Here is a 20848-nt window from a genome sequence, read left to right on the forward strand (position 1 = left end):
CAGGCCGCCGGAAGCGGCGCCGCGTCCGATCCCAAGCCGTCGTTCGTGGGTGGCCGCAGGGGTCGATGGAGGCGAAGCGATGAGCGATGCGATGAACGTAGCGATGCCGGCCGCCGCCACCGGGTGGAGCGGCGGACGTCTCGCCGTCGTCGTCGCCGCCTGCCTGGGCGCGGCCGCGTGCGCCGGCGCGCCGCAGCGCGCGGCGGAGCAGGGCGCCGACGACGCGGCGCGGGCCGAACAGGTCGATGCCTTGCTCGCCGATTACCGGGGCCGCGTGCCCGGCGCCAGCGTGCTGGTGCTGCGCGACGGCCGGCCGGTGCTGCGGCGCGGCTACGGCATGGCGGTGCTCGAAGACGGCGTGGCGGCAGCGCCGCGGACCAACTACCGGCTGGCGTCGGTCAGCAAACAGTTCACCGCCGCCGCGGTGCTGTTGCTGGCCCAGGACGGCGCGCTGGACCTGGACGATCCGATCAAGCGCTGGCTGCCGAGCCTGCCCAAGGCCTGCGATGCGATCACGATCCGCCAGATCCTCAGCCACCAGTCGGGCCTGATCGACTACGAAGACGTCATGTCCGCGCGCTTCGACGCCGACGCCCGGCAGATGCGCGACGCCGACGTGCTGGCGACGCTCGAAGGCCAGGACCGCACCTACTTCGCGCCGGGCGGCGGCTACCGCTACAGCAACAGCGGCTACGCGCTGCTGGCGCTGACCGTGCAGAAGGCCTCGGGCCGTTCCTTCGCCGCCTTCCTGCGCGAGCGCATCTTCGCCCCGCTGGACATGCGCGACACCGTCGCCTACGAGCGCGGGGTGTCGCAGGTCGCGCACCGCGCCTACGGCTACAGCTTCGAAGACGGGCGCTGGCGGCGCACCGACCAGAGCCCGACCAGCGCGGTGCTCGGCGACGGCGGCATTTATTCGTCCATCGACGACCTGGCCAAGTGGGACGCGGCGCTGTACGACGGCCGCTTGCTCAGCGACGCCTCGCGCCGGCTCGCGTTCGCGGCGCACACGCCGACCGACGTGGCCGAGGTCGGTTACGGCTACGGTTGGCGCATCACCGGCGAGACCTTGTGGCATTCGGGCGAGACGATCGGCTTTCGCAACGTCATCGTGCGCTGGCCGCAGCGGCGCCTGACCGTGGCGATGCTGAGCAACCGCAACGATCCCGAGCCGTACCGGACGGCGTTGAAGATCGGCGCGTTGTATCTGCCCTGATCCCCCGACGGGTCAGGCCTTCTGTAGGCGCGGCGCGGCGCGAGCCGCGACCGCGACACCTCGCTTGCGTCGAAGCCTGCGGCGTAGCTGTGGTCTCGCGGTCGCGGCTTGCGCCGCTCCTACAGGGGGTTCCGGGGGATTCGCGCCATGGGCGGAACGCTGCGGGCCGGGACGGCCGGCCATTTAATGCTTGCTATTAAATAGCGCGCTATGTAAATTGCGTCCCATGAAGACGCGCACCGCCCCCGCCAATCCGCCCAAGCCGACCCTGCTGCTCGACGACCAGTTGTGCTTCGCCCTGTATTCCACCGGGCTGGCGCTCAACAAGGTCTACCGCAAGCTGCTCGGCAAGCTGGAGCTGACCTATCCGCAGTACCTGGCGATGATGGTGCTGTGGGAGCGCGATGGGGTCACGGTGTCGGAGATCGGCGAGCGCCTGTTCCTGGACTCAGCCACGCTGACCCCGCTGCTCAAGCGCCTGGAGGCCGCCGGCTTGCTGACCCGCACCCGCGCCGCCAGCGACGAGCGCCAGGTGGTGATCGAGCTGACCAAGGCCGGCCGCGCGCTCAAGGCCAAGGCCCGCAGCGTGCCCGAGGGCATGGGCTGCGCGCTGGAAGACTGCAGCATCGACGAACTGACCGCGCTCAAGGCCCAGCTCGAAACCCTGCGCGCCAGCCTGATCGCCCATTCCTGATTCTTCCATTCCTGATTCTCCCAATCCTGCCCCCGCCGCGACGAACATGCGGACGCAGCCACGATATAAAAATAGCAAGCGATTCAATAGTCAACGATAGAAACCGCACCACCCGCCGCACACCCTTCCGATCCCTCGATCCCCACTCCCGGAGCACCCAACCATGTCCCTCGAAAAAGTCCTCTACACCGCCCACGCCCACGTCACCGGCGGCCGCGACGGCCGCGCCGTGTCCTCGGACAACGCGCTCGACGTCAAGCTGACCACGCCGCGCGATCTCGGCGGCGCCGGCGGCGACGGCACCAATCCGGAGCAGCTGTTCGCGGCCGGCTACTCGGCCTGCTTCATGGGCGCGATGAAGTTCGTCGCCGGCCGCGACAAGATCGCGTTCCCGGCCGATGCGTCCATCGACGGCAGCGTCGGCATCGGCCCGCTGCCGACCGGCTTCGGCATCCAGGCCGAACTGAAGATCTCGCTGCCGGGCCTGGCGCGCGAGCAGGCGCAGGAGCTGATCGAGAAGGCCCACATCGTGTGCCCGTATTCGAACGCGACCCGCGGCAACATCGACGTGACCCTGACCCTGGTCTGAGCCGCCGACGTCCGCGGCGTTCGCGCCGCGGCGCGCCGCAACGGCGACTCGCTCACGAAACCCCGGACGCGCGAGCGTCCGGGGTTTTTTCGTGCGCGGCCGGCGCGGCGCCGGCGAAGCGCTGCCGACGGCAGTTTCGAAACGGGCAACCCGCTGCAAATTCCTTTCGCGAAGGCATGACATCCGGTGAGCGTGCGTGATCCCCGTACAGACGCATGAATGCGCTCAGCAAGCCGTGAGCGAGAGTGAGTTTTACGGAATTTTTCTGCTCATACACTGCGGCCGTTCGTTCACGCGATCCAAGCGTTTCGTTGTTTCCCCCCTACCGGAGCCGAACGCTCCGCAACGCTGTCGATAGCGGTTCGGTCGCAGTCGGATGCACCGGGAAACCTGCAGCCCGGTCCATCGCCGGCACGAGCGCGACGACGCAGATCGCGAAGGCCCTCGTCCTTCGCTAGTCCGCCCGTTCCGGCATCCGCCCGTGCGATCCGTACTGCAGGCATGCAACCAGCAGATCGGAACCAGCAGTTCGGAATAAACGGAGGATCGGTCATGTCCGCTCGCGCGCAACGTCGTCTTCGCTTCCATCCGCTCAGCCTCGGCGTCGCCCAGGCGATCCCGTTGTTGCTGGCCCTGCAGTTCTACAGCGGCAGCGCCGCCGCGGCGTGCACCCCGGCGGTGCCGACCGATGGCGCCACGGTCAGCTGCACCGGCGTGCCGATCCTGCTGCCGCCGAATCCGAATTCGTTCCTGAGCAACGCCAACAACCTCAACGCGACCGTGCAGAGCGGCGCGATCATGAGCACGTTGCCGGGCGGCACCGCGATGACCTTCGGCGGCAACGGCCTGAACCTCACCAACCTCGGCGCGATCGACGCCAACGCCTTCGGTTCGCTGGTGCTGGCGCGCGGGCTGATGGTCGGCAATACCGTCGTGCCCGCAGCCGGCAACGTCGTGATCGACAACCAGGGTCTGATCGAAGGCACCTTCGACGGCACCTTCGGCCTCGGCGGTTCGGCGATGGTGGTGGCCAACACCGGCACCACCACGATCACCAACTCCGGCACCATCGGCATGAGCGCGCTGGGCCTGTTCGATCCGATCAACTCGATCGCGGTCGGCATCTACGGCGGCGGCAACGTCAACTTCACCAACACTGGCACCATCACCGGGCGGGTCGCGTTCTCCAGCCCGACCGCCGGCGGCAACACCTTCGTCAACGTCGGCACCATCAACGGCAGCGTCTCGCTCGGCACCACGTTGAGCAACGACACCTTCGTCGCGGTGACCGGTTCGAGCATCAACGGCGGCCTGGTGCCGCTGCCGGGCGTGACCATCCCGACGCTGTCGATCCCGCCGAGCTTCCTGACCTACGCCGCCGGCGGCACGGTCGACGCCGGCATCGGCGGCAGCGACACCCTGGTGCTGCAGAACACCGCCGCCGGACCGGGCTCGGGCAACGGCGGCGCCGGCACGATCTCGGCGGCGCAGTACCTCAACTTCGAGAACCTGACCCTCAACAGCGGCACCTGGACCCTGCAGGGCGCGGTGGTCAGCGGCAGCGCCACGCTCAACGGCGGCACCGCGATCTTCGACAATGCGCTGTCGTTCGGCACCGGCACGCTGACCGGCAACGGCGGCGCGATCCAGGCCTCGGTCGGCGGCCTGACCTTGGGGCAGAACGTCAATCTCACCGGCGGGCTGATCGTACAGGGCGGCAACAACCTCACCCTCGGCGGCACCGTCAGCGGCGCCGGCGGCCTGATCAAGAACGGCGCCGGCACGCTGACCCTGGCCGGCAACAACAACTTCAACGGCGGCCTCGCGCTAAACGGCGGCGGCTTGACCCTGGGCACGGCCAACTCGCTCGGCACCGGCCTGTTCCTGGTCGGCGGACCGGCCCAGCTCAATACCGCGTTCACCGGCACGCTCACCAACCAGGTGCAGCTCAACGGCGCGCTGACCCTCAACGGCGCCGGCACCCTGACCCTGGGCGGCAACATCAACGGCGCCGGTTCGCTGACCCTGGCCAGCGGCAATCTCGCCCTGACCGGAGCCAACAACTACACCGGCGGCACCATCCTGCAGGCCGGCTCGCTGCATCTGGGCAACAGCGGCGCGATCGGCGCCGGCGCGCTCACTGTCAACGGCGCCGCCAGCCTCGCCGGCGCGGCCGGAGTCGCGCTGGGCAACAACGTCGTCCTCAACAACACCTTGAACTTCGGCGCCGGCGGCGGCGCGCTGACCCTCAACGGCACCATCAGCGGCGCCGGCGGGATCAGCATGGCCGGCGTGCCGGGGCTGACGCTCAACGGCGCCAACAATTTCGCCGGCGGCTTCAACCTCGGCGGCGGCGCGCTGACCGTCGGCAACAATCTCGCCCTGGGCACCGGCGCGGTCACCGTCAGCGGCGCCGGTTCGCTGGCGTCCAACGCCGGGGTCGGCCTGGCCAACAACTTCAACCTCAATGCCGGCCTGTCGATCGGCGGCGCCAGCAACCTCGCCCTCAACGGCACCATCAACGGGCTCGGCGGGCTGACCAAGAACGGCGCCGGCAACCTCACCCTCGGCGGCGCCAACAACTTCGCCGGCGGGTTCAACCTGCTCGGCGGCGGCCTGACCGTCGGCACCAACACTTCGCTCGGGCTCGGCGCGCTGACCGTCAACGGCGCGGCCACGCTCAACGCCAACGCCGGGGTGAACCTCGGCAACGCGGTGGTGCTCAACGCCGGGCTCGGCATCGGCGGCGGCAACGACATCGCCCTGGGCGGGATCGTCAGCGGCGGCGGCGGGCTCAGCTACAACGGCACCGGCACGCTCGCGCTCAACGGCGCCAACAACTTCGGCGGCGGGGTCAACCTCGCCGGCGGCACGCTCAGCGTCGGCAACAATCTCGCGCTCGGCCTCGGCGGGCTCAACGTCGCCGGCAATGCCAACCTCAACGCCGGCGTGCCGGGCATCAATCTGGGCAACGGCGTCACCCTCGGCGCGGGCGCGACGCTGGGCCTGGGCGGCGCCAATTCGCTCGGGCTCGGCGGCGCCATCGGGGGCGGCGGCGGTTTGTCGATCAACGGCGCCGGCACCTTCACCCTCGGCGGCGCGAACACGTTCGGCGGCGGCGTGAACCTCGCCGCGGGCAACCTGTTGCTGGGTACCGACACCTCGCTCGGCGCCGGCGCGCTCAACGTCGGCGGCAACGCCTCGCTGGCCAGCACCGGCGCGGCCTTGAACCTGGGCAACGCGATCAACCTCGGCAGCGGCGTGGGGCTTACCGTCGGCGGCGCGGCGAATCTCAGCCTCGGCGGCGGCATCAACGGCGGCGGTTCGCTGGTCAAGACCGGCGCCGGCACCCTGGCCTTGAACGGCGTCAACGGTTTCACCGGCGGCGTGAGCCTGCAGTCCGGCACGTTGTCGCTCGGCAACGCTTCGGCGCTGGGCATCGGCGCGCTGTCGGTGGACGGCGCGGCCTCGCTCAACGCCGGCGCGGCGATGACCCTGGGCAACGCGATCAACCTCAACGCCGGGCTGAGCCTCGGCGGCGGCGTCGACCTGAGCTTGAACGGCGCCATCGGCGGCAGCGGCGGGCTGAGCTTCAACGGCCCGGCGACGCTGAGCTTGAACGGCAACAACAACTTCGGCGGCGGCCTCGCGCTGGGCGGCGGTTCGCTCAGCGTCGGCAGCAACACCGCGCTGGGCACCGGCGCGCTCAACGTCGGCGGCAGCGCCAGCCTCAGCGCGGGCCTGCCCGGCGTCGCGCTCGGCAACGCGGTCAATCTCGGCGCCGGCGCCACCCTCGGCATCGGCGGCGGCAACAGCCTGAGCCTGGGCGGCACCATCGGCGGCGCCGGTGGCCTGGCGATGAACGGCGGCGGTACCTTGACCTTGAGCGGCGCCAACAACTTCGGCGGCGGCGTCGCGCTCAACGCCGGCACGCTCGGCGTCGGCAACAACCTCGCGCTCGGCACCGGCGCGCTCAACGTCGGCGCGAACGCGGCGCTGACCGCGACCGCGCCGGGCATCGCGCTGGGCAATGCGGTCAACCTCGGCACCGGCGCCACGCTCGCCATCGGCGGCGGCAACGACCTGGCGCTCGGCGGCACGATCGGCGGTGGCGGCGGGCTCGGCTTCAACGGCACCGGCACGCTCGCGCTCAACGGCGCCAATACCTTCGGCGGCGGCGTCGCGCTCGGCGGCGGCACGCTCAGCGTCGGCAACAATCTGGCGCTGGGCAGCGGCACGCTCAGCGTCGGTGCCAGCGCCGGGCTCACCGCGGGCGCGCCCGGCATCGCGCTGGGCAACAACATCGATGTCGGCGCGGGCGCGGTGCTCGGGCTCACCGGCGCCAACGCGCTCAACCTCGGCGGCGACATCGGCGGCGGCGGCGGTTTGTCGATCAACGGCGCCGGCGATTTCACCCTGACCGGCAACAACAGCTTCGGCGGCGGCGTCGCGCTCGGCGCCGGCAACCTGCTGCTCGGCGGCAGCGCCTCGCTCGGCACCGGCACGCTCGCGGTCACCGGCAACGCCAGCCTCGCCAGCACCGGCGCGGCGCTGAACCTCGGCAATGCGGTCAACCTCGGTGCCGGCGCGGCGCTCAGCCTCGGCGGCGCGGCCGACCTGACCCTGGGCGGCGCCATCGACGGCGGCGGTTCGCTGATCAAGACCGGCGCAGGCGCCTTGACCCTCAACGGCAACAACAGCTTCGGCGGCGGGCTGAACCTGCAGGCCGGCACGCTCAACGTCGGCAGCGACACCGCGCTGGGCACCGGCACGCTCGGCGTCAACGGCGCGGCCACGCTCAACGCCGGCGCGGCCGCGAACCTGGCCAACGCCATCGACCTCAACGCCGCGCTCGCCATCGGCGGCGGCGCCAACCTCGGCTTGAACGGCGCCATCGGCGGCAGCGGCGGGATCAGCTTCAACGGCCCCTCGACCCTGACCCTGGGCGGCGCCAACAGCTTCGGCGGCGGCGTCGCGCTCGGCGGCGGCACCCTCGGCGTCGGCACCAGCACCGCGCTCGGCACCGGCGCGCTCAACGTCGGCGGCAGCGCCAACCTCAGCGCCAGCGCGGCCGGGGTGAACCTGGGCAACGCGGTCAACCTGGGCGCCGGCGTCGTGCTCGGCGTCACCGGCGGCAACGACCTCGCGCTGGGCGGCAGCATCGGCGGCAGCGGCGGGCTGGCGATGAACGGCAGCGGCGCCTTGAACCTCGGCGGCGCCAACAATTTCGGCGGCGGCGTCGCGCTCAACGCCGGTTCGCTCGGCGTCGGCAGCAACACCGCGCTGGGCACCGGCGCGCTCAACGTCGGCGGCAGCGCCGGCCTCAGCGCGATCGCGCCGGGCATCGCGCTCGGCAACGCCGTCACCCTCGGCGCCGGCGCGCAGCTTGGCATCGGCGGCGGCAACGACCTGAGCCTGGGCGGGGTCATCGACGGCGCCGGCAGCCTCGGCTTCAACGGCAGCGGCACGCTCGCGCTGAGCGCAGCCAACACCTTCGCCGGCGGGGTGAACCTCAACGCCGGCACGCTGAGCCTGGGCAACAACGCCGCGCTCGGCACCGGCGCGCTCAACATCGGCGGCAACGCCGCGCTGACCTCGGCGCTGCCGGGGCTGGCGCTGGCCAACGCGGTCAATCTCGCCGCCGGCAGCGCGCTGAACTTGAACGGCAACAACAGCCTGGACTTCAACGGCACCGTGTCCGGCAGCGGCACCCTGGTCAAGAACGGCAGCGGCGCGCTCGGCCTCAACGGGCAGGTGGTGGGCTTCAGCGGCGGACTGTCGATCCAGGGCGGCACGCTCAACGTCGCCAACGCGATCACCGCGGGCCTGGCGTCGGCCGCCGGCACCACCGCCAACTTCAGCGGCGGCGCGGACTCGCTGACCGTGACCGGCGCGGTCGCCGGCGCGGTGAACCTCGGCGCCGGCAACGATTCGCTGACCTCCAGCCTGGCCAACCTCGCCGGCCTCACCGGCGCGATCAACGCCGGCGCCGGCAGCGATACGTTCGCGGTCAACGGCAGCGGCGACGGCGTCCTGCCGGCGGCGGGCCTGAGCGGCTTCGAGAACCTCTCGCTCGCGCCCGGCGGCACCCTGGTGTTGCCCGGCGGCGCCAGCGGTGCGTTCGCCGATTCCAGCATCGGCGGCAATCTGGTGCTCGACGGCAATCTCGGCGGCAACGCCTCGGTCGCCGCGGGCGGCGGTCTGATCGGCGATGGCGCGCTGGCCGGTGCGTTGACGCTCGGCGGCACGCTCGCGCCGTCGGGCCTCGCCGGCGCCAGCGGCGCGGCCGCGGGCACCGGCGCGGTCGGCGCGTCGCTGAACGTCGCCAGCCTGACGGTCAACCCGGGCGCGACCCTGCAGGTGCGCCAGAACGGCGGCGGCGCCACCGACAGCGTCGTGGTCGCCGGCAACGCGGCGATCAACGGCGGCCAGGTGGTGGCGATCCCGCAGGCCGGCAGCTACGCGCCGGTCACCGATTACCGCATCCTCGACGCGTCCTCGCTCAGCGGCGCCTTCACCGGCGTCAGCCAGACCGCGCTGCCGTTCCTCGACGCGGCCTTGTTCGTGCAGGGCAACGACGTGTTCCTGCGCTTGAGCGAACACGACGCCGGCGGCACCGGCATCCGCTTCAACCAGTTCCCCGGGTTGAGCGCCAACCAGCAGGCCGTGGCCAACGCCCTGCAGGCCATCGCCGACCGCAACAGCGGCCAGCTGCCGACCCTGATCGCCGCCGCGCGCGGCCTCAGCGCGGCGCAGGCGCCGCGCGCGTTCGACACCCTCAACGGCGAAACCTACGCCTCCATCGCCAGCGCCCAGCGCTACAACGCCGAGCAACTGCAGCGCAGCGTGGCGCGCCAGCTGGACCTGGCGCGCGACAACGGCGTCGACGAGGACAGCACGCTGGGCACGCTGTGGGCCACCGCCTACGGCGGCCGCGCCGAGTTCGACGGCGAGCGCCTGGCCGGCATCGACAACACCGTCGGCGGCCTGGCGATCGGCCTGGAAGGCTCGCCTGGCGCTCATTTCCGCTTCGGCGGCCACATCGGCATGGCCCATTCGAAGATGGAAACCGACCGTCGCGACGACAAGGTCGACGGCGACCTGTTCAACGTCGGCATCCACTGGCTGTACGCGCCCGGCGCGTTCTGGACCCAGGGCGCGGCCGGCTACAGCTACGGCAGTTTCGACGCCGAGCGCGAGATCGCGGTGGGCGTGTACAACCGCCGCACCCAGGCGCACTTCAGCAACGACGGCGCGTACGCGATGCTCGAAGCCGGCTGGCGCTGGGACGGCGCCAGCGTGCGCATCGAGCCGTTGCTGGGCGTGTACTACAACAAGGTCGAGTCGGTGAGCTTCCGCGAGCGCGGCGCCGGCGACGCCGACCTGCTGGTGTCGGTGGCCAGCTACGACACCACCACCGCCGGCGTCGGCGTGCGCTTCTCCGGCGCGCCCGGCAACGGCGCGCGCAAGTGGAGCCCGACCGCGGACATCCGTTACCTGCACGACCTGCAGGACGACCGCCCGTACGCGCGCAACGCCTTCGCCGGCGCCAGCGTGCCGGGCTTCGCCACCACCGGTTTCGCCGCCGAGCGCAATCGCTGGAACGTGGGCCTGGGCCTGCAGTACCGGATGGGGCCGGCGAGCAGCGGTTTCCTGGAATATCGCGGCGACCTCGGCAGCGACGATCGCGCGCATTCGCTCAACCTCGGCTTGCGTTTGGGCTGGGGCGCGACGCCGGCGATGGCGGCGGCGCGCGCGGCGCCGATGGCGACGCCGACGGCGGCCGGGTGGGCGGCGCAGGGCGCGTCCGCGCCGGGCGCCGCGGCGACGGATTCGGGGTCGGGGTCGAATTCGAGTTCGAGTTCGAGTGCGTCGACGAAGGCGGCGGGTGCGGCTGCAGCGGGTGCGGCCGCTGCAGCCGATCCGGCGGCGGCTTCGGCGCCGGGCGCCGGTTCGGGCTCGGGTTCGACGCGCGGCGCGGCCGCCGTGGCGGCGACGGCCGGCTCCAATGCAGCAGGCTTCAATGCAGCAGGCTCCAATACGGCCGGCTCCAGTGCGGCGAGCACGAACGCCGCGTCCGCGACGTCGTCGGATCCTTCGCGCGCCGGCGCCTTGGCCGCGGCCGGCGGCGGCGCAGCGGCCACGGCCGCGGATGCGAAGGTTGGTAGTGGCAGCGCCGGTTTCGGCCAGTGCAAGCTGCGTCCGGCGGCGAAGGCCGCGCCGGCGCGCCCGCTCGCCAAGGCCAAGCACGGCGGCGCGCGCCCGATCTCCAAGAGCAAGCGTGTCGCCTCGCGCGGCACCGGCAGCAAGGCCAAGCCGCGTCGTCCGGCGACGCGGCTGGCCGCCGCGACACCGCGATCCGTCCCTCCGTCGGGCGCGGTGACCCAGCCGACGACCTGGTGCGACGAGGCTTCGGCCCGTACGCCGTAAGCACGGGCCGGAAGCATCAGCGCCGCCGGACGGGTGGCGCTACCGGCTCCGGTGCGCTGGACCGGGGCCGGTAGTCGCTTTTATCGCCATGCGCGGACGAAGCATCGGCAGGGGACGGCATCGCCGCGCGAGCGGCGATGTCGTTTTGTGGCGGATCTCATCGCTTCTGCCCAAGCCAGCGCTGTTGTGGGAGGGCCTTCAGGCCCGATGCCCCGCGCCGCGGTCGCCGCGATCCGAAACCCGAGCCCCAGGTCCGAAGCCCGTCCCACACCCACGCGGCTCAATGCACGAACGCCGCCCAGCGCGGCACCCGCGCGATCAGCAGGCGATCCAGCGCATACACCAGCAACAGCGACGCGCCCAGCAGCGGAAACGCGATCCCGCAACCGAGCGCGATCCACGCCACCGTGCGCAGCCGCGCCGGCGCGGGCGCCGGCGGTGCGCCGAGGCGGCCGCGCGGCCGCCGTCGCCACCACATCCACGCGCCGCTCGCGCTCAACACGACGATGCCGATGCACGGCAGCAGCATGAGCAACTGGTTGGCGCGGCCGAAGTAGCGGCCCATGTGCAGTTGCACGCCGAGCTCCACCGCCTGCGCGCCCAGGCCGTAGTCGGCGAAGCCGGTGTCGCCGGCCACCGCGCCGCTGTAGCGGTCCACGTGCACGGTGCGCTGGCCCTGCGGCCGGTCGGGATAGACCACCGCGGTGTAGACGCCGTCCGCGCCGCGCGGCAGCGACAACCGATAATCGCCGCGCAGCCCGCTCGCGGCCAGGGCGCGGGCGACCGCGTCGATGCCGACGTCGCGCGCGCCGCCGTGGTGGCCGCGATGCTGCGCGTGCGAGGCCGGCAGCGGCGCGTCGCGCAGCGTCCACGGCGCATCGGCGACCGCCGCGCCTACGCGCGGCGCTGGCGCGGCATGGTGGCGATGTTCGGCCGGATAGCCCCATCCCAGCGGCTGCAAACCGGCGCGCAGCAACTCGCCCCACACCCCGGCCCAGGGTAGGCCGGTCAACACCAGGAACACGATCAGCGCCGCGGTCCAGGCGCCGACGCTGGCATGCAGGCTGCGCCAGAACGTACGGCCGCGCGCGCGCCAGCGCGGCCACAGCGCGTCGCGCCAGCCGCGTTCGCGCGGCCACCACAGGTAGGCGCCGGTGGCGACCAGCAGCAGGGCCCAGCACGCGGCCAGTTCGACCAGCGCGTCGCCGAACCGGCCGAGCATCAGCGAGCCGTGCATGGTGTCGGCGAAACCCACCAGGGTGCGGGTGTAGACGAAGGCGCCGTGCACGCGCGCGCTGCCGGGATCGACGAACACGCGCAGCGGTTCGCCCTGCGCGGGCGTCACGAACACCTGCGCGGTGCGGCGCGGATCGGACGGCAGGTCGATGCGGGTGACGATGCCCGGATAGGCCGCGCGCGCCGCGTCGATCAGCTGCGACGGCGGCAGGTCGGCGCGCCGTTGCGGCGCGGAGCGCAGCGGCGCGTGCAGCGCGTCTTCGATCTCGTCGTGGAACAGATACACCGCGCCGGTCAGCGCCAGCATCAGCAACAGCGGCATGACCAGCAGGCCGGCATAGAAATGCCAGCGCCAGACGCTGCGGTAGAACCCGCGCTGGCGCGCCGTCGCGCTCATCGGAACGCGCGGGTGTAGGTCAGTTCGACGCTGCGCGGCGCGCCCAGGTAGACCTGGCGCGTGCTGTAGCCGGACCAGTCGGCGTAGAACGCGTCGGCGAGGTTGCGCACGCGCAGGGTGTAACGGCCGCTGGTGCCGTTCCAGTCCACCGCCGCGTCGGCGACGGTGTGCGCGCGCACCCGGAACTGGTTGGCGTTGTCGGTGTAGAAATCGCCGACGTGGCGCAGGCCGAGATGAAAGCTCAGCGGCAGGCCGTCGAGGCGATACCAGGCATCGACGCTGGCGGTGCGTTCGGGCACGTTCGACGGGCGGTTGCCGCTGCGGTCGGCGCCGCCGGCCTCGCGCAGGCGGTCGAAGCGCGAGGACAGCAGCGCGGCGCTGGCGTCGATGCGCAGGCGCGGCGCGGCCTGCGCGCTCAGCGACAATTCCACGCCCTGCGCGGACTGGCGCCCGTCCTGCACGCTGATCTGCGGCTGCAGCGGGTCGCGGGTGAGGATGTCGTCCTGGCGCAGTTTGTAGGCGGCCGCGGTCAGGCGCAGGCGCTGGTCGAACAGTTCGCTGCGCAGGCCGACTTCCAACGATTCGCCGTGGCTGAGGTCGAACGCGTTGTTGCGCTGGTTGATGGTCAGGAACGAACTGACCGGCAGCACCGCGCTGCTGTACTGGGCGTAGAGCTGGGTCTGCGGGCGCAGTTCGAACACGCTGCCCAGGCGCCACGACGTCGGCGAGAACTCGCGGCCGAAGCCGCTGCGCAGGCCGCTGTCGAGATCGAGGTTGCGGCGCCGCAGTTCGATCCGCTCGTGGCGCAGACCGGCCACCAGCAGCCAGCGCTCGGTGAGGTTGAGCGCGTCCTCGGCGAACACGGCGGCGACTTTCGCCCGGGTGCTGAAATCGTTGCGGCCGTCGCCGTAGTCGAGCGGATTGTCGGGCGGCAGCAGGCCGCGTTCGTGCGCCAGCAGATCGACCGAGCCGGCGTTGCCGAAGCGGCGCAGGTTGAAGAAGTCGGTGTCGCTGTATTCGAAACCGGCCGCGAACAGGTGGCGGCGGCCGCCCACGCGGCCCTCGTGGCGCAGGCTCAGGCGCTGGTTCCACACCCGCTGCTCGTGGTGGATGCGCGCGGCGCTGCGCTGCAGCCGGCCGCTGGCGGCGTCGTAGGCGAAGTCTTCGCTGTTGTCCCAGCGCCGGCGCGCATCGTAGACGCTGGCCTCGTTGCTGAGGTTCCAGGCGTCGTTCAAGCGATAGTCCAGGCGCGTGCGCAGCCACCATGAGCGCGAATCCATGCGGCCGTCGCGGACGTTGTAGTTGCGGTCGCGCGCGGCCTTGTCCACCACCAGCCCCAGCGCGTTGTCGACCAGGGCGCTGGGATCGGCGGCGACCTCGGCCGGCACCAGCGGCGCGCCGAAGTAGGCGGTGTCGAAGTCGTCGCGCTGGTAGTCCAGCGCCGCACGCAGGCTCAGGCGCGCATCGGGCTGCCACAGCAGCGAGCCGCCGAAGGCCTGCGCCTGCGAGGCGGTGTCGTCGATGTAGCCGTCGCTGCGGTTGGCGCTGAGCACGCCGCGCACCGCCACGGTGTCGCCCAGCGGCGCGTTGCGGTCCAGGCCGAGCCGGGCGCTGCCGTGACTGCCGTAGCCGAGCAGCAGCTCGCCGCCGCGGCCGTCCAGCTGCGCGCTCTTGGGGACGAAATTGATCGCGCCGGCGAGCACGCCCTCGCCGTACAGCACCGACGCGGGACCCTTGAGCACCTCCACCCGTTCGAACTGGAAGCTGTCCCAGTTGCGCGAGGAGAACCCCGAACTGGTCAGGCGCACGCCATCGAACAGGTACGACACCGCGCCGGACGCGAAACCGCGCATCGAGGCGACGCCGGGCTGGCCGGGCAGGTTGCCGGCCATCACCCCGGGCATGGCGCGCAGGATCTCGACGCTGTCGCGCAGGCCGCGCGCCTGGATCGCTTCGGCGTCGAGCAGGTCGAGGGTCGCGGGAATCTCGGCCGGGTCCAGGCCGAGCCGGCTGGCGCTGGCGACCGAAGCGGCGCGCGCGTCGCGGCGTTCGGCCTGCACCCGCACGGCGTCGAGGTCCACGGCTCGGTCGGAACGGGCGCGGACGCTGTGCGTTGGTCCGGCGTCGGCCGGCCGCGGACCGATCGGTTCGGCGTGCGCGTCCGGCGCCGGCAGCGCGGCGGCCGCGAGCGCGAGCGCCGCGGCGCGCAAGAACGATGAAGAAGACAGGCGATGGGTCGGCATGGCGAGGCGCGGGACGGCTCGGGCGCGGCGTCGGCGGCGCGCGGGAGGAGGGGAGGGCGGCGCGCGCCACCGGCGCGTCGTAGCGCGAGGAACGGGAAGCGAGGGCAACGCGGGACGCGCGGGACGCAGCAAGGCCACGTGCTGCGGCCGCCGCAGATGCTAGGCGAGCGGCCGCGCCGGCGGCTGCGGCAAGTTGCCGCACTGCGCCCGGCGGGCGCGCACGTGCGGCGCAACCGGCGCGGCGCGAATCGGATTAGCATGCGCGGTCGCTGTCACTGTCCGTACACCTCATCCCGGGCCGCGCCGCCGTGGCGCCGCCGCTATTTCGGAAGCCGCCGCCATGCCCCAGGTCGAAGGTCCGTTCCAGGTCAAGTTGAGCCCGCAGCCGCTGCACGCGGCCGCCGAGGGCATGTTCGGGCGGATGGCGCTGGACAAGCGCTTCGAGGGCGCGCTCCAGGCCGACAGCCGCGGCGAGATGCTGGCGGCGACGACCGCGGTGCCGGGCTCGGCTGGCTACGTTGCGCTGGAGAAGGTCGACGGCGCGCTCGACGGCCGTCGCGGCAGCTTCCTGCTGCTGCACAGCGGACTGATGAATCGCGGTCAGGCCGAGCTGACGATCGTGGTGGTGCCCGATTCGGGCAGCGGCGAACTGGAAGGCTTGAGCGGGCGGATGAAGATCGATATCCGCGAGGGCGGGGCGCACTTCTATCGGTTCGAGTATGCGTTGCCCGGGGTGGAGTGAGCGCGGCGGGCCGAGCGAAGAGCGTCGGGCCTGAAGGCCCTTCCACAACGGCCGGCTGCTTTCACGGCCTGCCGTTTTTCCTCGACAGCTCGGTTCTCCCATAGCGACCTGATTCCCCCGCAGCGGCCCGACCCTCGTGCTTCTGTGGGAGGGCCTTCAGGCCGACGCTCTCCTGTCCGGTCGCGACACACCCGCACCCACCAGCCCCATGCGGCAAAGACGCCGCCGCCCTTCTCAAGCACCATCTGCGGGACGAACCGTCGCGGCCGCGCCAGCGCCGCCGTGCGCGATCCGTGAGACTTTGTGCGCCTTGCCCCGCCAGCCGGCCGCGCCGCCCGATGCGCCGCCGTCGCCAGGGTCGCGGCGCTCCCGCCGCACTCACCTGCCCGCCGCGCCGAACGCGGCGGCGCCTGCCTGCGATCGCCCATGCGTAGCCAAGCTTTGCTGCTGTCCCTGCTGTTCGCCGGCACCGCCCTGCACGCCGGCGCCGCCGCCGCGCAAGGCCGCGAGGCCTGCACCAACGGCCACACCCGGCTGCCGCCCACGGTCAACCTGCGCCTGGACAACGACCTGTTCGGCGGCCAGGACCAGGGCTACAGCAACGGCATCCAGCTGACCCTGGTGTCGCCGAATCTCGCCGACTACACCGACGATCCCTGCATCCCGCGCCTGGCGCGCTGGATCAACCGCCGCCTCGACGCGCTGCAGCCGCCGCAGGGCTACGAGCAGCGCAACATGATCGCGACCTTCTCCCAGGGCATCTTCACCCCCACCGACTACAGCCGCCGCGACCTGATCCGCGACGACCGGCCCTACGCCGGCGCGCTGCTCGTCGGGCTCGGCTACAACGCGCGCACCGGCGATTACCTGCGCACCACCCAGTTGCAGGTCGGCATCGTCGGCCCGTCGGCGCTGGGCAAGCAGGTGCAGAACGCGGTGCATCGCGCCCTCGGCGACGAAACCTTCCAGGGCTGGGACAACCAACTGCACGACGAGCCGGTGTTCCGCATCGTGCACGAGCGCATGCGCCGGTTCGCGCCGAAGGACGCGCACGAGCGGCGTTGGGGCTGGGACGCGATCGGCCACTACGGCGGCAGCTTCGGCAACCTGGCCACCTACGCCAACGCCGGCATGGAAGTGCGCTTCGGCCTGCGCCTGCCCGACGATTTCGGCAGCACGCCGCTGCGCCCCGCCGGCGAGAACACCGCGCCGACCGAGCACTACAACACCGGCGACCGGCCGTTCGCCGCGCACCTGTTCCTGACCAGCGACGCGCGCTGGGTGCTGCGCGACATCACCCTGGACGGCAACACCTTCCGCGCCAGCCACAGCGTCGACAAGCGGCCGTTCGTGGCCGAAGTGGGCTATGGCGTGGCGCTGATGCGCGGACGCTGGAAGTTCGCGTTGGCGCGTTACCACAGCACGCGCGAATTCGAAGGGCAGAAGCAGACGCCGGTGTTCGGCAGCTTCACCGTGAGCCGGGCGTTCTGAGGGTTCGGTCCCGGCCGACAGGAAGGCATCGGGCCTGAAGGCCCTCCCACAAAAGCAGGCCCGTCCCGCTCTTGTGGGAGGGCCTTCAGGGCTCTTGTGGGAGGGCCTTCAGGCCCGATGCCCTTGTATCCGCCGAGGGTGCGCTCCAACGCATCCCTCAATACGCCGCCTTGCCCATCCGCGGCCACGCGCCGATGGTCGCCGCCCGCAGCAGCCATTCCACCGGCCCATAAGCGAAGCGGCGCAGCCACGCGCGGCTCAGCCACAGCTGCGCGGCGAACAGCGCCAGCACGATCGCCAGCGTCGCCGCCGGCGATACCCGGCCCATCCAGCCCAGGCCGTAGCCGGTGAACAGCAGCGCCATCGCCGTCGATTGCAGCAGGTAGTTCGACAAGGCCATGCGTCCGGCCGGCGCCAGCCGGTCGGCGATGCGCGCGCCGCCGCCGGCGAACCACGGCAGCGCCAGCGCGGCGTAGGCCAGGCTCAGCAGCGGCGCGGTCAGCAGGCTCAGCGCCAGTACCCACAGCTGCACCGGCTCGGACACCGGCCACGCTTCGATCGTGCCGAGCGCGAGCGCGGCGGGCAGGCCGACGGCGAAGCCGACGCGGCGCAGGCGCCGCAGCAGCGGACGGTAGTCGTCCAGGCGCGCGGCGAGAGTGCGGCGGCCGGCGGCGAGGCCGTACAGGAACATCGCCAGCGCGCATGGCGCCTGCAACGCCAACAGGATCGGCCAGGCGCTCGTGAGTGCGTCCGCGCGCGCGGCGAGCACGCCGGCGGGCGCGCCGGTGAAGCCGCGCAGCACGGCCTGCGCCTGCGCGGCCGCATCGGCGGCTGGCGCGGGCTGCAGCCACGCCAAGACGCCCAGCGCGGCCCAGGCCAGCGCCGTTGCGACGATCAACCCGTGCGCGATGCGCAACTGCGCGGTTTCGCCGGCGCGGCTCAAGCCCAGCAGCAGCGCGCCCATCAACGCGTAGGTGGTGAGGATGTCTCCGTGGAACAGCAGCGCCGCGTGCAGCGCGCCGATCAGCCACAGCCCCAGCAGGCGCCGGCCCATGCGCGGCGCGAACGCCTGCCCGGCGCGTGCGGCGGCGGCTTGTTGCAGGCTGAAGCTGTAGCCGAACAGGAACGAGAACAGCAGGTAGAACTTCATCTCGAACAAGGTCGCGACCAGCGCCGCCACGATGCGGTCGAGCGGCGCGGAAAACGCCGGGTCGGGTACGCCCAGTCCCCACCATGGCGAGGCGAACACGCCGACGTTGACCAGCGCGATGCCGAACAGGGCCAGCCCGCGCAGGGCGTCGAGGTGTTCGATGCGCGCGGCGCGTACAGCGGAAGCAGGAGGGTGCATGCGCGGGCCGCGATCGGAGACGGGCGCATGGTGCGGCGCGCGCCAGGGCCCGGCATCGGGCCTGGGGCGGGCCGGATCCCGGACGTTTGGCGGATCAAATGCACGCGGAACCTGGAATACTAGCGATATGGACGAAACCGCCGCACGCCCGACCCCGGCCGCACGCGCGCCGACGCGGCGCTGGTGGAGCGGGCTGTTCTGGAAATGCCTGCTGTCGATGCTGACCGCGTGCTGGATCAGCACCATCTTGTTGTCGCTGCTGGGCGTGTACCTGTTGCGCCGGGAACTGCGCGACGACATGGCGCCGCCGGCGCTGGAAACCTCGATACGGCGCGAACTCGCCCAACTCGGGCCGATGCCGGACCTCGCCGCGGTGTCGCCGGCGCAATGCCAGGCCTTGCTGCAGGGCTTGCTGGTCCGCGTGGTCGGCATGGACACGCCCAAGTGGATGTACTCGCACAGCTTCGCCGGCGGCGCCGCCGACGGCCGCATCGCGATCCGTTACCGCGACCGCGACGGCCGCGTGTGCCTGTATCCCGAGCGTCCCAGCGCGCCGCTCGCGCGCGCGCTGGAGCAGGCCGGACAGGACGTCGCCGCCGACGGCATCGCCGCCGCGCGCACGCTCGACCGCGACGGCGACTGGGTCAGCGTCGCGGCCCTGCCGCTGGCCGGCGCGCCCGGCGCCAGCCTCGGCGTGGGCCAGCACGCCGCCGACACCACCGCCACGTTCCTGCGCATGAGCTCGGGCGAATCCGGCGACATGGTGTGGCTGGCGTTCTACCTGCTGGTGATCAGCGCGATGGCCTCGGTCGCGGTGGCGACGCTGCTGACCCGGCGCATCGGCCACGCCGAACAGGTCGCCGACTCGTGGGCCGCCGGCGGTCTCGACGCGCGCATCCACGACCGCGGCCGCGACGAATTCGGCGGCCTGGCGCACCGCTTCGACCGCATGGCCGACGCGCTCGGCGAAGTGATCCAGGTGCGCCAGCAACTGGCGGTGTCGGAGGAACGCAATCGTTTGGCGCGCGACCTGCACGACACCGCCAAGCAGCGCAGTTTCGCGCTCGGCCTGCAGTTGAGCGTGCTCGACCATTTGAACGGCCGCGACGGCGAGGCCGGGCGCGATCCGCGCCAGGGCGCGCTGATCAAGGCCGCGCTCGGCCTGACCGGGCAGTTGCAGCGCGATCTGGCCGACGTGATCCAGCGCTTCACCGCGCCGACGGTGGCCGAACAGGGCCTGCGCAAGGCGCTGGAAGACACGTTCTCGCACCTGCTCGGCGGCAGCGGCATCGAATGGCGGCTGCTGCTGGACGGCGTCGCCGAGCGCGGCGTCGGCGCGCATCACCAGCACGCCGGCCAGCTGCTGCTGATCGCCACCGAGGCCGCGTCCAACAGCCTGCGCCACAGCGGCGCGCGCCGGATCGAAGTGGTGCTCAACAGCGCCGACGAACGCTACGGCTGGACCATCCAGGACGACGGCTGCGGTTTCGCCGTCAACGAACATGAAAGCACCGGCATGGGCCTGGGCAACATGCGCATGCGCGCGCGGACCCTGCCTGGCGGGCGTTTCCGCATCGCCAGTTCCGCCAGCGGCACGGTGGTGACCGTGTCCTTCACTCTGCCCGCGCCGCAAGGAGAATCCGCATGAGCACCTCGGTCCTGCTGGTCGACGACCACGAAGTGGTGCGCAAGGGCATCCGCAGCCTGTTGGCGCTGACCGACGATTTCGAGGTGGTCGGCGAGGCCGCCGGCGGCGCCGAGGCGATCGAGCGCGCGCGCGACCTGGCGCCGGACCTGATCGTGATCGACCTGATGATGCCCGACGTCGACGGCGTCGAGGCGATCCGCGCGATCAAGAAGCTCAGCCCGCGCAGCGCGATCGCGGTGCTGACCTCGACCGACCAGGACGACCTCGCCTTCGCCGCGATCGAGGCCGGCGCGCAGTCGCTGCTGTTCAAGAGCATGCTCGGCGACGAGTTGCTGACCACGCTGCGGCGCATCGCCGGCGGCGAGGCGGTGATCCATCCCTTCGTCGCCCAGCGCATCCTCAAGGCGGTGCGGCGCAAGCGCGAACCGCGCGAGGACCCGTTCGCCAGCCTGACCGAGCGCGAGCTCGACGTGCTGCGCAAGCTCGCCGAAGGCGGCAGCAACGCGCGCATCGCCGCCGCGCTCAACATCGGCGAGAAGACGGTCAAGTCGCACCTGGGCAACGTGCTGGCCAAGCTGCACCTGGCCGACCGCACCGAGGCGGTGGCCTTCGCCTGGCGGCGCGGGCTGATGTCGGGCGAACGCGACGACGACTGAGCCGCGCGGCGGCTCGCTCTTGCAGGCGCGGCGCACGCCGCGACCGCGAAACCGCGCGTGCGTCGCAGGCGGAGGCCGCGATCGCGCCGTGCGCGCATGCGCCTGAAAACGCCGCGAACCTAAGCGCGCTCGCCATTTCATGTGTCTTTGGTCATGTC

General features: G+C 72.1%; 12 protein-coding genes and 1 pseudogene. 9 read left to right on the forward strand and 4 right to left on the reverse strand.

Annotated features, from left to right (window positions below; genetic code table 11):
* The first annotated feature begins 103 nt into the window (after positions 1-103).
* From RDV84_RS10230 to RDV84_RS10245, 4 genes are all read left to right on the forward strand, one after another.
* Complete coding sequence (locus RDV84_RS10230; protein ID WP_425606415.1) at positions 104-1216, forward strand: serine hydrolase domain-containing protein; 1113 nt, start codon at positions 104-106, stop codon at positions 1214-1216.
* A gap of 226 nt (positions 1217-1442) precedes the next feature.
* Positions 1443-1910, forward strand: coding sequence for a MarR family winged helix-turn-helix transcriptional regulator (locus RDV84_RS10235; RefSeq protein ID WP_309153340.1), 468 nt, complete (start codon positions 1443-1445; stop codon positions 1908-1910).
* A 163-nt stretch (positions 1911-2073) separates the two neighbouring features.
* Positions 2074-2499: an organic hydroperoxide resistance protein gene (locus RDV84_RS10240; protein WP_057949168.1), complete on the forward strand. Its 426-nt coding sequence runs from the start codon at positions 2074-2076 to the stop codon at positions 2497-2499.
* A gap of 552 nt (positions 2500-3051) precedes the next feature.
* Positions 3052-10929 carry an autotransporter-associated beta strand repeat-containing protein gene (locus tag RDV84_RS10245; RefSeq protein ID WP_309153341.1) on the forward strand — a complete coding sequence of 2626 codons (7878 nt, stop codon included), beginning with the start codon at positions 3052-3054 and terminating at the stop codon, positions 10927-10929.
* An 80-nt stretch (positions 10930-11009) separates the two neighbouring features.
* Here the strand turns inward: RDV84_RS10245 and RDV84_RS26170 are convergent, their stop codons facing one another.
* Positions 11010-11204 (reverse strand): DUF6053 domain-containing protein, encoded by a 195-nt coding sequence (locus RDV84_RS26170; protein WP_425608208.1) that lies wholly within the window; start codon positions 11202-11204, stop codon positions 11010-11012.
* Here RDV84_RS26170 and RDV84_RS26175 point away from each other — a divergent pair.
* A complete protein-coding gene (locus RDV84_RS26175; RefSeq protein ID WP_425606413.1) occupies positions 11116-11460 on the forward strand; it encodes a DUF6053 domain-containing protein in 345 nt (114 codons plus the stop codon). The two genes, RDV84_RS26170 and RDV84_RS26175, sit on opposite strands and share 89 nt — an antisense overlap.
* On the opposite strand, the pseudogene RDV84_RS10250 reads toward RDV84_RS26175, so the two are convergent.
* Positions 11405-12562 (reverse strand): annotated as a pseudogene (locus RDV84_RS10250) (PepSY-associated TM helix domain-containing protein); the annotation flags it as partial. The gene RDV84_RS26175 and the pseudogene RDV84_RS10250 sit on opposite strands and share 56 nt — an antisense overlap.
* The gene (locus RDV84_RS10255) at positions 12559-14643 is read right to left on the reverse strand and encodes a TonB-dependent receptor (protein ID WP_309153344.1); all 2085 of its coding nucleotides are present in this window, start codon (positions 14641-14643) and stop codon (positions 12559-12561) included. The pseudogene RDV84_RS10250 and the gene RDV84_RS10255, both read right to left, overlap by 4 nt.
* A 502-nt stretch (positions 14644-15145) precedes the next feature.
* Between RDV84_RS10255 and RDV84_RS10260 the strand changes: the two genes are divergently transcribed.
* Both RDV84_RS10260 and RDV84_RS10265 read left to right on the forward strand, forming a co-directional pair.
* Complete coding sequence (locus RDV84_RS10260) at positions 15146-15547, forward strand: DUF3224 domain-containing protein (protein ID WP_250449037.1); 402 nt, start codon at positions 15146-15148, stop codon at positions 15545-15547.
* A 426-nt stretch (positions 15548-15973) separates the two neighbouring features.
* The gene (locus RDV84_RS10265) at positions 15974-17038 is read left to right on the forward strand and encodes a lipid A deacylase LpxR family protein (RefSeq protein ID WP_057949163.1); all 1065 of its coding nucleotides are present in this window, start codon (positions 15974-15976) and stop codon (positions 17036-17038) included.
* A 157-nt stretch (positions 17039-17195) separates the two neighbouring features.
* Here RDV84_RS10265 and RDV84_RS10270 read toward each other — a convergent pair whose 3' ends face one another.
* Positions 17196-18386 carry a DUF418 domain-containing protein gene (locus RDV84_RS10270; RefSeq protein ID WP_309153345.1) on the reverse strand — a complete coding sequence of 397 codons (1191 nt, stop codon included), beginning with the start codon at positions 18384-18386 and terminating at the stop codon, positions 17196-17198.
* Between the two features lie 127 nt (positions 18387-18513).
* On the opposite strand from RDV84_RS10270, the gene RDV84_RS10275 reads away from it, so the two are divergent.
* Positions 18514-20034: a sensor histidine kinase gene (locus RDV84_RS10275; RefSeq protein ID WP_309153346.1), complete on the forward strand. Its 1521-nt coding sequence runs from the start codon at positions 18514-18516 to the stop codon at positions 20032-20034.
* A complete protein-coding gene (locus RDV84_RS10280; protein ID WP_057949160.1) occupies positions 20031-20690 on the forward strand; it encodes a response regulator in 660 nt (219 codons plus the stop codon). Before RDV84_RS10275 ends, RDV84_RS10280 begins: the two co-directional genes overlap by 4 nt.
* Positions 20691-20848 lie beyond the last annotated feature (158 nt).

The organism is Lysobacter yananisis (genome assembly GCF_031199375.1).
Taxonomy (GTDB): domain Bacteria; phylum Pseudomonadota; class Gammaproteobacteria; order Xanthomonadales; family Xanthomonadaceae; genus Lysobacter; species Lysobacter yananisis.